Source organism: Pelodictyon clathratiforme, from assembly GCF_982375515.1.
Genome location: NZ_OZ455102.1, coordinates 2,511,414 through 2,524,014 on the forward strand (window position 1 = coordinate 2,511,414; position 12,601 = coordinate 2,524,014).

General features: G+C 47.1%; 14 protein-coding genes. 5 read left to right on the plus strand and 9 right to left on the minus strand.

Translation table 11 applies throughout. The annotated features are described in order from the left end of the window. The 3 genes from dapB to AC56AD_RS12320 form a co-directional block, all read right to left on the minus strand. Entirely contained in the window at window positions 1–747 is a 747-nt protein-coding gene (gene dapB / locus AC56AD_RS12310; protein WP_012509099.1) for a 4-hydroxy-tetrahydrodipicolinate reductase, read from the minus strand. Between the two features lie 62 nt (window positions 748–809). Next, window positions 810–1,697, minus strand: a complete 888-nt coding sequence (locus AC56AD_RS12315) for a ParB/RepB/Spo0J family partition protein (protein ID WP_041526884.1) — start codon at window positions 1,695–1,697, stop codon at window positions 810–812. A gap of 24 nt (window positions 1,698–1,721) precedes the next feature. Continuing rightward, entirely contained in the window at window positions 1,722–2,519 is a 798-nt protein-coding gene (locus AC56AD_RS12320) for a ParA family protein (RefSeq protein WP_012509101.1), read from the minus strand. Between the two features lie 435 nt (window positions 2,520–2,954). Between AC56AD_RS12320 and mgtE the strand changes: the two genes are divergently transcribed. The 3 genes from mgtE (at window position 2,955) to AC56AD_RS12335 (ending at window position 6,359) form a co-directional block, all read left to right on the plus strand. Next, complete coding sequence (gene mgtE, locus AC56AD_RS12325; protein WP_012509102.1) at window positions 2,955–4,337, plus strand: magnesium transporter; 1,383 nt, start codon at window positions 2,955–2,957, stop codon at window positions 4,335–4,337. A gap of 15 nt (window positions 4,338–4,352) precedes the next feature. Beyond that, a complete protein-coding gene (locus AC56AD_RS12330) occupies window positions 4,353–6,026 on the plus strand; it encodes an electron transfer flavoprotein-ubiquinone oxidoreductase (RefSeq protein WP_012509103.1) in 1,674 nt (557 codons plus the stop codon). A gap of 177 nt (window positions 6,027–6,203) precedes the next feature. Further along, window positions 6,204–6,359 (plus strand): hypothetical protein, encoded by a 156-nt coding sequence (locus AC56AD_RS12335; RefSeq protein WP_190273998.1) that lies wholly within the window; start codon window positions 6,204–6,206, stop codon window positions 6,357–6,359. Window positions 6,360–6,386: 27 nt separating this feature from the next. Here the strand turns inward: AC56AD_RS12335 and AC56AD_RS12340 are convergent, their stop codons facing one another. The 3 genes from AC56AD_RS12340 to AC56AD_RS12350 form a co-directional block, all read right to left on the minus strand. After that, window positions 6,387–7,286 (minus strand): Rpn family recombination-promoting nuclease/putative transposase, encoded by a 900-nt coding sequence (locus tag AC56AD_RS12340; protein ID WP_012509104.1) that lies wholly within the window; start codon window positions 7,284–7,286, stop codon window positions 6,387–6,389. 144 nt (window positions 7,287–7,430) lie between these two features. After that, complete coding sequence (locus tag AC56AD_RS12345) at window positions 7,431–8,309, minus strand: SDR family oxidoreductase (RefSeq protein ID WP_012509105.1); 879 nt, start codon at window positions 8,307–8,309, stop codon at window positions 7,431–7,433. Window positions 8,310–8,335: 26 nt separating this feature from the next. Next, window positions 8,336–8,452, minus strand: coding sequence for a CRISPR-associated endoribonuclease Cas6 (locus AC56AD_RS12350; RefSeq protein ID WP_083765333.1), 117 nt, complete (start codon window positions 8,450–8,452; stop codon window positions 8,336–8,338). 132 nt (window positions 8,453–8,584) lie between these two features. Between AC56AD_RS12350 and AC56AD_RS12355 the strand changes: the two genes are divergently transcribed. Next, the gene (locus AC56AD_RS12355) at window positions 8,585–8,698 is read left to right on the plus strand and encodes a type II toxin-antitoxin system RelE/ParE family toxin (protein ID WP_263053211.1); all 114 of its coding nucleotides are present in this window, start codon (window positions 8,585–8,587) and stop codon (window positions 8,696–8,698) included. After that, on the plus strand, window positions 8,670–9,011 hold the full coding sequence (locus AC56AD_RS12360; protein ID WP_481859563.1) for a HigA family addiction module antitoxin: 342 nt from the start codon (window positions 8,670–8,672) through the stop codon (window positions 9,009–9,011). Before AC56AD_RS12355 ends, AC56AD_RS12360 begins: the two co-directional genes overlap by 29 nt. Before the next feature lie 4 nt (window positions 9,012–9,015). On the opposite strand, the gene cas6 is transcribed toward AC56AD_RS12360, so the two are convergent. The 3 genes from cas6 to csm5 are packed head-to-tail and all read right to left on the minus strand — an operon-like array spanning window position 9,016 to window position 12,599. Then, a complete protein-coding gene (gene cas6, locus AC56AD_RS12365; RefSeq protein WP_012509107.1) occupies window positions 9,016–9,810 on the minus strand; it encodes a CRISPR-associated endoribonuclease Cas6 in 795 nt (264 codons plus the stop codon). A gap of 12 nt (window positions 9,811–9,822) precedes the next feature. Then, window positions 9,823–11,328 carry a hypothetical protein gene (locus AC56AD_RS12370; protein WP_012509108.1) on the minus strand — a complete coding sequence of 502 codons (1,506 nt, stop codon included), beginning with the start codon at window positions 11,326–11,328 and terminating at the stop codon, window positions 9,823–9,825. Further along, window positions 11,301–12,599, minus strand: coding sequence for a type III-A CRISPR-associated RAMP protein Csm5 (csm5, locus tag AC56AD_RS12375; protein WP_012509109.1), 1,299 nt, complete (start codon window positions 12,597–12,599; stop codon window positions 11,301–11,303). Before csm5 ends, AC56AD_RS12370 begins: the two co-directional genes overlap by 28 nt. Window positions 12,600–12,601: the final 2 nt, after the last annotated feature.

A 12,601-nucleotide genomic window follows, 5' to 3' on the forward strand; every position in this document is an offset into this window, starting at 1 on the left:
TCAGGAAAACGTTTCATTTAAAAAATCATCCATCGTATAAAATCCCGGTGCAGTTGTATGGCGCCGGGCAAGCCAGATGGCAGCTTCAACCGCACCGGCAGCAAACCCGGAGCGACTTTTAGCCGTATGAGAGATCACAATTTCATCAGCATCCGAATCAATGAAGGCGGAGTGCTTGCCAAAAACAGAACCAAGCCGCAGAGAGGCAACCTGCAGCTCATCCGGCGCAAGCTTTTTATCATCCGAGAGCTGCCGCACAACACTCTTTTTCCGGCTGTTGGCTGAAAGAATCATGTCAGCCGCCCGCAAAGCCGTACCACTCGGAAAATCAGCCTTGGCGGTATGATGCTGTTCAGCAAAGGCAATATCAAACTGCCCGAAGGGGGCGATGAGCCGTGCTGCTTCACGCACGGTGCGCAAAAAGATGTTGACACCAAGCGAAAAGTTTGCCGAATAGAGCAGTGAAGCGCCTGCATCAGAAACTTTCACCTCTATCTCATCGCGGAGATCATCCCATCCGGTGGTACCCACAACAATCGGCACACCCGACTCAAGCATGGCTGGCAGATTGGCAAAAAAAGCCTCCCTGACCGTAAAATCGATAATGGCGTCACTTCCCTGAAAAAGGTCAGGGGTAATGGCGGTATTGATATCAAGAACAGCCGCAGTTTCATGACAGCCCGACTGGGCAATCACCAAAGCGACCTGCTGTCCCATTCTTCCGTTTCCTACAAGGGTAAACCTCATGACTATTGTTTCTTGCTTATGATTGGACTTTTTTTCAATGCAGATGTTTCAGAGGGGAAGATTCAATCGCGGCGCATCAGTTCAAGAAGTCTGTCGAGATCATCATTTGAACAATACGGAATATGAATCTCTCCCTTGCCTCCCTTTTTCTCAACAATACGAACCTTGCTGACCAGTTTCTCCCTCAGATGAGACTCAACTTCGGCAAGACGTGAAGAGCGCTCCGAAGAGGGCGATTGGGGAGTTTTTGACTGCTCCCTCGACATGCGGTTCACCAGCTCCTCTGTCTGGCGAACGGAGAGCTGCTGAGTGATAATCTTTTTCCAGGCATCCAACTGCTCCTGTTCTCCGGGAAGGTTGATCAATGCCCGTGCATGTCCTGATGAGATTTCACGACTTCTGATACTATCCTGAATCTGGAGCGGAAGCTTGAGGAGGCGAAGAAAATTTGTGACCGTCGAGCGGTTTTTACCCACCTTCTGCGCAATCTCCTCCTGGGTCAGGTTACACTTCGTCGTCAGGCTTTTCAGGGCAAGCGCTACCTCAATGGCATTGAGATCCTCTCGCTGAATATTCTCGATAAGCGCAAGTTCAAGCTTGGTCGAATCATCATGAGCATCAATAACATAGGCCGGAATAAACCTGAACCCTGCCAGTGTGACCGCCCTGAGCCGCCGCTCTCCACTGATAAGCTGATAGCCATCACCATCCCGGCAAACCGTAACCGGCTGGATAACACCATTTTCAATGATGGAATTTTTCAGCTCCTCAAGAGCCGTTTCGTCAAACTCCTTGCGGGGCTGAAAAGGGTTGACCGTTATTTTATCTACAGGAAGACTGCCAATAGAACCAACCTCGGCTGGCTCCTCGGCCTCATCTTTCGAAACAGAAACAAACTCCTCTTCATGAAAAAGGGCTTTCAGACCACGTCCCAATACTTTTTTTGGCATATCACCCATCAGCTTACCGGTCAGCTACGGCTGACGAACTTTAAATTTGTCAATATTGCCATCCCTCTCAAAAATCTCCTGAGCGAGATCGAGATAGTCTTTCGATCCTATGCACTGGGCATCATACAGCAGAGCAGGCTTGCCGTGGCTCGGCGCCTCCGAAAGCCTTACATTCCGCCGGATATAGGTCTTGTAAACCTTCTCCTTGAAAAACTTCTTCACCTCCTCGGCCACTTGGGATGCCAGACGAAGCCGGGCGTCATACATGGTCACCAGCACCCCTTCAATCTCCAGTTTCGGATTGAGATGCTTGCGAACGATACTGATGGTATTGAGCAGCTTGCCCAGACCCTCAAGAGCATAATATTCAGCCTGAACAGGAATAAGCACAGAATCAGCCGCCGTAAGCGAGTTCAGCGTGATCAACCCCAGAGAGGGAGGACAGTCGATAATAATATAATCGTAAAGATCGCGAACACCCTTGAGCGCCTTCTGCATCACATACTCGCGCTCCCTCATGTTCACCAGCTCAACCTCCATCCCGACCAGGTTGACATTGGAAGGAAGCACATCAAGATACTCCAGACTGGAAGACTTGATGGCATCCTGTATGTTGCCACCCTTTACCATCACCTGGTAGAAGGTGTTGTCAATCTCATCACCAATTTCAAGCCCGAAACCAGAGGTAGCATTGGCCTGCGGATCGATATCAATAAGCAACGTCCTGAACTCGGAGATAGCAATCGAAGCCGCTATATTGACGGAAGTGGTTGTCTTTCCAACCCCACCCTTCTGGTTTGCAATCGCAATAACTCTGCCCATGTACTAACCAGGGAAATTTACAGCAGTTGAAGTTTAATTATCATTTCTACATTATAATACTTACGTGAACCATTACAAATTATAATCTTGCTTCATGGAGCGGCTCGAAAAACAATTCTATGAAAAATCGACCCTTGAACTGGCTGAACTGCTGCCCCATACATGAGCGTTTCGGTCACGAATTCTTTCTCGAAAATGCTCTACCGCCCTCTCCGGAGATGATTGGCACTTCAACAAGAGTGGGCATTTCAAGAAGCAGGGAGCTTCCCTGGCGAAAATTCATACGCAACAACCCCCATATTTCTCAAGGAAAGGTTACGCAACTGTTAAAAAACGAGAGCTGCATATTGGAAAGTTTAAAAAAATAACTCTTTTTGAGTCTGAGTCCCTCTGTGTCAGGAAGCTGCCATAACTCACACTAAACCCGCTCCGCTTATGATCGGAACTCCACTTTTGCCAGAAATCAGGGAGCTGATCGAACAGCGAAACTTCAGCGCACTGCAGAGAATTTTCAACGACTGGCTGCCGGTTGACCTCGCCGAACTCATCTCCGATCTCCCTGAAAACGAGCAAGCGGTTCTTTTCCGGCTGCTCCCGAAAGGACTGGCAACAGAAACCTTTGAATACCTTGACTTCGACTCCCAGCAGAACCTTCTGACTGCGCTCACCAAAAAACATGTCACCCATATCCTCAACAGCATGTCGGCCGATGACCGAACAGCGCTGCTTGAAGAGCTGCCAGGAACGGTTGTACAAGAGTTGCTGAAACTCCTCTCCTTCAAAGAGTTCAAAATAGCCAAAACCCTGCTGGCCTATGCCGAAGGAAGCGTCGGGCGCCTCATGTCTCCCGACTACCTCAGCGTCAAAAAAGATTGGGATATCAACCAGGTGCTCGACTATATCCGCACCTTTGGACATGATAGCGAAACCCTGAACGTCATCTACGTCGTCGATGACATTGGCAAGCTCAAGGGCGAACTCCTCGCAAGAACGCTCCTGCTCTCCGCGCCCGAAAAAACAGTGAGTGAAATTATCGCCGAAGACAAACTCATCACCCTCACGGCATCACAAGACCAGGCAGACGCCCTCGAAGCCTTCAAGCGATACGACAGCGTTGCGCTGCCGGTGGTCGATTCCAACGGCTACCTGATCGGAGTCGTGACGGTTGACGACATGCTTGACGTTGCAGAAGAGGAGGAGACCGAAGACATACAGAAATTCGGCGGTATCGAAGCCCTCGAAGAGCCCTACATCGACCTGCCAATACCCCAGTTGATCAAAAAACGGGCCGTCTGGCTGGTCATTCTTTTTGTCGGCGAGATGTTGACCGCTTCGGCCATGGCATTTTTCGAGGACGAGATGGCAAAAGCCATTGTTCTGGCCACCTTCATACCACTCATCATGTCAAGCGGAGGCAACTCCGGCTCCCAGGCAGCATCGCTCATCATCCGCTCCCTCTCACTTGGTGAAATAACCATCCGTGACTGGTGGAAGGTGATGCGCCGCGAACTGGTATCAGGGCTGGCGCTTGGCTGTATTCTTGGCACAATCGGAGTCTTCAGGGTGATCATCTGGGCCTCGGTTTTAGGGCATCTCGACACCAAGTGGCTCTACATCGGCTTTACCATAGGCATTTCACTGGTCGGCATTGTCATGTTCGGAACACTCACCGGCTCAATGCTCCCCCTGCTGCTCAAACGGCTCGGCCTTGACCCGGCAGTCTCCTCGGCGCCTTTTGTGGCAACGCTTGTCGATGTAACCGGAATCGTCATCTACTTCAGCGTCGCATCGCTTCTGTTGGGCGGAATACTTCTTTGAAAACCAGTTTGCCCTATGCAACAAGAACGAGAATCCATCGAATTTGACATCGTTTTCGTCGGCGCCGGTCCGGCAAACCTTGCATCAGCCATCCAGCTCCAGCGGCTGATCAGGCAGCACAACCGCCAATCGGCAAACCCTCTCGAAGCCACCATAGCGCTCATCGACAAGGGACGCTACCCAGGCGCTCACCTGCTCTCCGGCGCCCTGCTTGACCCGAAAGCCCTCGAAGAATTTATGCCAGACTACCGGGAGCAGGGCTGCCCGATTGAAGCCACCGTCTCAAAGGAGAGCCTCTGGCTGCTGCAAAGCAAGAGAAAATTCCCCGTCCCCTTTGTTCCCGAACGGTTCAGCAACAAAGGAGCCCTGCTCGTCTCGCTCAGCCGCCTCGGCGCATGGATGGCGGAAAAAGCCGAAGAGGAGGAAATCCAACTCTTCGACAACACCGCAGCTTCAGCCCCCTTTATCGAAAACGGCAGGCTTGCCGGCATCATTACCGACGACAAGGGACTCGATAAAAAAAGCAATCAGAAGCCCGGCTATGAACCCGGTCTGCTGCTCAAAAGCAAGGTCACCGTTATCGGCGAAGGCTCCGACGGCTCACTCTTCCGCCAGCTCTCTGCACACTTTCCGACCGGCAGCCTTCCGCAGCGCTACGAAACCGGAGTAAAAGAGACCTGGCAAATACCCGAAGGGCGGGTCATAGCAGGAGAGGTACACCACACCTTCGGCTTCCCTTTTGAGTCGGACGTCTACGGTGGCGGCTGGCTCTACGCCTTCTCTCCAACACTCGTCTCCGTCGGATGCATCTCCTCGGTGGGGCCTGAATCGCCGATATGCGACCCCCACCTCAACCTGCAGCGCTTCAAACTCCATCCGCTGATGGCCAACATCCTCAAATTTGGAACCATGGTTGAGGCGGGTGCAAGAACCATCAGCTCCGGCGGCCTCGATGCCATGCCACCGCTCAGCGGCCCCGGCTTTCTCATCACCGGCGAATCGGCCGGAATGGTGAACATGCAGCGCCACAAAGGAATACACCTCGCCATGAAATCCGGTCTCCTTGCCGCCGAAACCCTCTTCGAAGCGCTGCTGCACAACGATTTCTCCACCGAACGACTCAACCATTATGAGGAGCGGTTCAAAAGCTCATGGGCATACGAAGAGCTGCACGCCGCCCGGAACTACCGGACAGCCTTCGACAAAGGGCTCTACCCCGGACTCCTTCAGGCAGGCCTCCAGCTCAGCTTTCCCGGCCTCAATCTGAAAAAAAACCAGACAAGCCTGCCAGGCCTCGAACCCATTCCGGTCCCCGGCATGAAAAAAAGAGAGAACGCCAATTCCGCAATCCCGGAATTCAGGGCAGACGGCATCCGGACATTCAGCAAAGAGAGGAGCCTCTACCACTCCGGTGTCATGCACGAAGAGAACCAGCCCTGCCACCTCCATATCAAACCCGAAGATATCGCAGAAATCTGCCTCAAAAAGTGCCTTGTAGAGTTCGGCAACCCCTGCCAGCACTTCTGCCCCGCAGCCGTCTACGAAATCACCACCGAACCCCTCCCGGCGCTCAGGCTCAACCCCTCCAACTGCCTCCACTGCAAAACCTGCGAAGTAGCCGACCCCTACGCCATCATCACCTGGACAACACCCGAAGGCGGCGGCGGCCCCGGCTACAAGCTGAGCTAACCAATCTTTAGAATCTTTGGGGACGTTGTTGACTACGTGTACTTACGATCAAAACAGATAGCGATTCATCTCTTCAACAACAGTCATCGAGAGAGATACTCTTTGCAGCGGCTTTGGTACTGAATGCAAAAAATCTTTTATCTTTATTGAGAACAGCCCATAAGGGTACGCCGTGGCGTGCACCAACGAAACACCGCCGTCACCATACGAGAACAAAGCATCATGCGCCTGACAACAGAACAAATCAACACCACCTGCTGCGCCGTGGCGGGAGAGGGTGCGCTCGTCTGGCTCTATGGCTCACGGCTTGACGACACGCGTACCGGAGTATAAAGTGAACTGAGAGATAATATTTATTCTTCAATTGCGTAGCAACTCTACTGGTATCCCGGCAACCGCTGCGGCTTCTTCAGCGCTCATTCCCTTCTCCACCAATCGGTTGGCAACTTCAAGTTTCCCTTTCTCAATCCCCTGTTCAATTCCTATCTCAATACCTTCTTCCTTCCCTTCCATACGACCAAGTCCATAGTTTGACTCTACCAGACTGGCCTCATACCGCAGGTCATCCTGGTAACGAGCATAAGCCAACTGCTCTTTTTCGGTCAAACTCAGGAGGGAAAAAGACTTTTTTGCTTTCTGGATCCCTTTTGCCTTGAACTCATCCTTAATATCTTCGTTCTTGAGAAAATAGATCCATTCGTCAAGCGATGTTGTTGCAATACGGTTAAAGTTGTTGATCCTTATCAGGTAGTATTCCGGGTAAATATTGTTTATCTGAATCTTGCCGTACTGCTTCTGTTGCCGGATATCAAGTTCCAGTTTGTCATGGTCATGGATTCCTGTGAAGGTTGTGGTACCATGATAGATGTAATCACTGCCGTGGCCAAAATCAAAGTAAAGGATGTTGACCGAGATAACCTTCACCAGGGTTGCATAGGCCTGGCTCTCTTTCTGATGCTCGGTGATAACTCGCGATGTGCCGTAAAGCATCCGTTGCAGATAATCAAGTTCCCGTTCAAACTGCACTTCGATAATGATAAGCTCGCCCTTGCAGTTTTTTACCTTGAGATCAACACGGTTGTATTTGTCGCGTCTACTCTCCTTATTGCTTTCACTCTCCAGAATTTCAAGGATGAAAATATCTTCGCCCAACAGCTCGCTTAAAAAACCTTCAAGTATCTCAAAGTTGGCTTTGCTGCGCAACAACCGCTTCATTGCCCAGTCAAAGGTGATCAATTTTCGGGGTAATCGGGCGCTCATGGGTTCCATTCCATTATTCGTTTGCCTATAGAAAAAGCGTAGTATATCAGAAATATTTTGTTTGTGCAAACGACTTATCAGTCACCGTGACAGCACAAATTGATTGCGTTGTTTGCCTCTATATTCTGCAATTCCCCTTTCAGCTCAGCTTCCCATCACCCCACACTGCATGAAGAAATCACGCAACCGATGCGTGCCATAGAGCGGAGCGATAAAGTCCACCCGGCTGAGTGTCGTTGCAAAGAGCGCCACATCATGCACATCGCGATTGAAGAGACCAACAGCCGCAACCAGCCCGTCAGCCGCCCAGAGTGGAAGCGGAAAAACAATAGGTTTGGTCTGGGCAATTTCCATAGCGAGATCAACCATTTCGAGATAGGTGAACACTTCAGGCCCGCCCACGGAAACCTCTTTTGCCGTTCCATCGACCGCATCAACGCACACCTTTGCAAGGTCAGCGCCGTGAATGGGATTCGAACGCTGGTAACCATCCCCCACCATCAGCATGAACCCTTTGCGTGCCCGCGCAACAAACTGCCCGATCTCCGAATAGTAGCCAGTCGGACGAATAATGGCCGACTCAATATTCGCAGCCTTCAACTCCCTGACAAACTTCTCATGAGCCTGCACATTCGGAATATTCATCATCCGATGCGCATCAAAAACCGAGACATAGACAAACTTCTTCACCTTCGCCTTCAGCGCCACATCCAGAAGATTCATGTTCGCCTGATAATCCACCTCAAAGATAGTATGGACAAAATCAGGCTTGATCATCCCAAGCGACGAAAAAACAACATCGATACCATCACATGCCGCAGCAATGGTTTCCGGTTTCGTGGCATCACCCACGATAACCTCGTCAACCAGATCCTTGATAGCCGGCGCGAAATAAGGGCCGGGTTGGGCGACCTTGTCAGGGTTACGCACCAGGGCACGCACCCAATAGCCACGATTTTTGAACTCCTGCACTGCATAACGACCAAGATAACCGGTCGAACCGGCCACAAGTACTCTCTTCATGGTAATGGCAAAAAAATTGAAAAATATTATTGAACCGACTCCATCAGCTCCTCCTCTTCTCCATGAAGCCTAAAATACGGCTTTACCATTCCAAAACCCATCGAGTTCTTTTCGCCAAAACCGCACGCATACCCAACCTCCATCAGCTCACGGGGAGCCCTCAGCCTGATTTCAGGATTCTTTCTACTATCTCAGGTTCTTCCTGATATCCGCTTGCATGAATAACGGGAATCCATTAACTTTTTGAAACTCCTCCAGGGAATCGACTGGAAGCATTGAAGGGTGATTTTGCAGGTTTCCACAGCATTCGAATCAATGATCAGTGGCGAATTGTCTTCAGATGGCAGGATTCCGGAGCACATGAAGTTCAGATCATTGATTACCACTAACCAGTTTCTGCAAAAAAATAACATGATACCCTCAAACAGAGTGGCAACACATCCCGGAATTATATTACTGAAAGAGTTTATCGAGCCTCTGGGTCTCTCCCAGAAAGCGCTCTCGGCGCATATCGGCATCCCGGTGCAACGAATCAACGAGATCGTCTGTGGTAAGAGAGGGGTGTCACCAAATACTGCTTGGCTTCTTGCCGGGGCGTTCAACACATCACCCGAGTTCTGGCTTAACCTTCAAGCAACTCACGACTTGTCTCTGCACAAACCAAAGCGCCATGTGCAGCCAATGCTGAAAGTAAGCGCGTAACCACTCAAGCTTCATCAACCTTCACCATTCCAAAACCCATCGAGTTCTTTTCGCCAAAACCGCACGCATACCCAACCTCCATCAGCTCCCGTGGAGCCCTCAGCCTGAACGGTGCAAGCGTCCCCTTGATCTTCGTCTCATCAGAACGCCCCTCCTTCAGCGTAATCAGCTTCTGAACCTTCCCCTGCATCCGCTCCACATAAGCCTCATCAATAGCAAAACCAAACTGCCCGCTCTCGCACACAAACGACCGCCCATGCAGCACCTGATACTTCCGGCAAAGATTTTCAAGCAGCACCCGTTCAAACTCCGGATCACCGGGATACAAATACTGCGGATAGTGATCAGCCTCCCCCTTTGTGGTGCAAACCAGAGGTGAAAGCATCACAAACTCCATATCATCACTCAACTCCGGCTGATCAAGCTTTCGCACCGTCTCTACCCGAAACCGTTCATTGCCGACCCAGACATAGGGCTCCTGCAACAAACCAATCACCAGATGCTCGACAAACTCCTCCTTCGGAGAAGAGATCGTAACATGCAGCAACGCGTCAGCGGTACTCATCGTCCCGTTCTCATGCATCACCCACTTGTGCCGATTGCCCGGATAGAGCGGCGAAAAGGTAAAGAGCTTGAACGCCCTGTTCTGAAGCCGGTATCCCTGATCATGCAACCGTTCGGCATACTCGCTTGAGCTTTTATCGACGATGTTGTAGATCAGGGAGGAGATGAGATGGCTGTTGTTTATTGGAAGCGTGACCGTACGCTTGCGGTGGGAGAGTTCGAGGGTTATGCGCATTTCTAAATATTATTAATCAACAAAACCTGTATGATCTTTTCTAAGAGAACCGTCATCATTAAATGATGTACAAAAAGCATATTGAATCAAGTCATTTTTGAAAGATTCATTCTTTTCAAAAATTATTTCAATCAATTGTTTAACTAAAGCTTGAGCTTTCATTATGTTCGAATTCTGGACACCTGGTTTATCATGAACAAAACCGTCTCTCCATAGATTTAAATTCGCAATTTTATCATTTAACAAAGGTAATTCTATTTTTTTGGATAGTTCATACCGTACCATTTTTTGATCGATTTTTTTTTCTAAATATCCACTAAAACACAATCTCCTTATATCTTTTGACGGATATTTATCCACATCAGGGTCGTAAAAGGCATACTTTTGATGTTTTGTAATATATGCATCCAACAACATTTCAACACATTGGTAATAACGCAAAACTGCATCATGATAACCACTTGGATCGTTATTAACAACATAAGCCCCTCTTCTTACAGCCGACAAATACCTATCCAATATATAATCATAAAAGAAAACAGATGCATATCTGCTTTTTTTATTCGGTATTTCGTCGAATTCTTGTAAATTTTTCAAATGCGATTTCTGATATTCCGGAATGAATTCAGAGCAACTAATCGCAGCATTATAAGCATAGCGATCCCAATACATATAACACTCTGAAACATGCTTCATTCTCTTAACTCTTGATCTTTCTAAATCAAGATCTAGCTTTTCTGGTTTATCTAATCCACAAGGAGATAGCTTATTCTCAATGTTCAAATAAATACAATATGCCGCTTGGTAATTATGATATCTAAAAAGTTCTTTTGCTTGATTTAATAGCTGTATACTAAAAATATCATAGGGATTGTCAAGTTTATTGAGGAACTCAGTGCAAAGAACAGGTTTGCCATTTTCATATTTCTCAAAGTCAATATAGAACGTATCAATTCCAAGTATTGACGATGCTAAAAACCCGCCTCCAACCATCGATTTTTTCCCACCTGTAATATCAATACATATCTTCTTTCCTTTCCACTCCTCAGCATCATAAATCCCTTTTATAGCTGTAAAAACAGTATGTGGCTCTGAACTATTAACAGCTTCACACTCAACTTTTTTTGAAGTATATGCAAATATATATTCCGCTAGAACATCTTTTTTTTGTCCAGTGCCGTCTGAAGCGTAAAGGAGTATAATATTATCTGCATTCATAGCAGAAATAGAAAGCATAAGTGGCTGGAGTACCGTCCCAACAAGTAGAATATGCAAGTCGTATTTTAGGTCACACAAACTATCCAATGCTTGCTTTATTTTTAATGCACTTACAGAATAAGAAAAGAGGCTGTCAGGATCGATTTTCTCACCGTTACATTCGCACTTCAAATTATGAGAAAAGTAATACTCTTCCTTTTTTTGATCACTTGCACTTTTATAACTTGTAAATGCCTGCGAGGCATAAACTACGTCTTGAATATCTTTTCTTTTCATGGTTTTATGTCCAGCTTTATCCATCCAAGCGGCAGTACTGCTTCACTGCTTGAAGAGATCACTTTACGACTTTTTGGGCGTGTATGAGGCATGGGTTTCATTGGTTGAAAAAGAGCATTAACTAGTTCAGTTAAGACAGTCTCTTCTAAAATTCCATCTGGAGTTTTACTAATAAGCCCTGTTCCAAATCCAATACGAGCATTTGCTATTCGTTTTCCGTCGTAAAACTTTTTTATTTTTTCTATGTTATTAGCATTTTCTGTTATTTGTGACAAATATTTTGTTTCCAAATCCCATATATTTTTGGAAAATGAATCAAGCACATGAATTAGGTTTTCTATACTTTTAAATGGGGTATTCGCTGGGTTCTTGTTTAAGATAATGTCAAATTCCGTTTCTCCGTTGAAGCACTCAAGATCTTCATCGCTCTTAAAATTCAAAGCAACAATCTTTACTAAATCCGACTGACCTCTGGAAATATTTTCATCTTTAATGGTCAAATCAATAACTTTTTTTCCTTTACTATCGAGTTTATATGACGATATAACAACACCGGTTTTTAACCGAAATCTATTAGTTAGGGATTCATCTATGTCATAGAATCTGGTGTCGCCAATTTGCAACTTTATTTTACCGAACTCAATTATCCTTCCTTCGCCTTCTTCAGTCTTCGGCAGAACTGTTTCTTCGCGAATGTTTCGGGAAACAATAGAAACAGTTTCATCTTTAATACTTTGGATATCCAACTCTCTACTATCAGTCACAGATATAAAACGAAAACTATCTATTAAGCTTTTATCATAATCTCGAATTTCATTTTCGAATTCTTCCCACTTTAAAAACACTTTATTCTTAAAATGTTCATAAATACAGGCTACTCGAATAAAGCCTTTTATAGTGGAACCTGGAATAAAAGCCCGTAACATACCATCCCTAACAAACTGCTTATTATTAGTAGATCCGACAATAGCTTTAAAAACTCCAGCGTCAATCAGTTCTCTGTGTGTTTCTGGGTTGTTAATGTTATAGAGATTGTGTGTCTGCAAAAATTTCTGAAAATCAAAATCCTTAAATTTACGACGGTTGATTAGTCCATCTATTTCTTCTAAGTATACCTCGAATTTCCCTTTGGAAAGCAGGTATTTACCTAGTCTCATATGATCGATTGCGTATGCAGAGTAATTGTCACGACGAACAAATCCTTGTCCATAGTCAATATCTTTTCCTTTGATATGAACAGGAGTAACCGCCGTAAGACGAATTGTACGACGTTCGATCTTATCCTCATAGGTCATAG

Coding starts and splice junctions, on each gene's coding strand:
- AC56AD_RS12320 (WP_012509101.1), bottom strand. CDS start 2,519: ATGGGCAGAGTTATTGCGATTGCAAACCAGAAGGGTGGGGTTGGAAAG.
- AC56AD_RS12315 (WP_041526884.1), bottom strand. CDS start 1,697: ATGCCAAAAAAAGTATTGGGACGTGGTCTGAAAGCCCTTTTTCATGAA.
- dapB (WP_012509099.1), bottom strand. CDS start 747: ATGAGGTTTACCCTTGTAGGAAACGGAAGAATGGGACAGCAGGTCGCT.
- mgtE (WP_012509102.1), top strand. CDS start 2,955: ATGATCGGAACTCCACTTTTGCCAGAAATCAGGGAGCTGATCGAACAG.
- AC56AD_RS12350 (WP_083765333.1), bottom strand. CDS start 8,452: ATGGAGGTTGGGTATGCGTGCGGTTTTGGCGAAAAGAACTCGATGGGT.
- AC56AD_RS12330 (WP_012509103.1), top strand. CDS start 4,353: ATGCAACAAGAACGAGAATCCATCGAATTTGACATCGTTTTCGTCGGC.
- csm5 (WP_012509109.1), bottom strand. CDS start 12,599: ATGACCTATGAGGATAAGATCGAACGTCGTACAATTCGTCTTACGGCG.
- AC56AD_RS12345 (WP_012509105.1), bottom strand. CDS start 8,309: ATGAAGAGAGTACTTGTGGCCGGTTCGACCGGTTATCTTGGTCGTTAT.
- cas6 (WP_012509107.1), bottom strand. CDS start 9,810: ATGCGCATAACCCTCGAACTCTCCCACCGCAAGCGTACGGTCACGCTT.
- AC56AD_RS12340 (WP_012509104.1), bottom strand. CDS start 7,286: ATGAGCGCCCGATTACCCCGAAAATTGATCACCTTTGACTGGGCAATG.
- AC56AD_RS12360 (WP_481859563.1), top strand. CDS start 8,670: ATGAAGTTCAGATCATTGATTACCACTAACCAGTTTCTGCAAAAAAAT.
- AC56AD_RS12370 (WP_012509108.1), bottom strand. CDS start 11,328: ATGGATAAAGCTGGACATAAAACCATGAAAAGAAAAGATATTCAAGAC.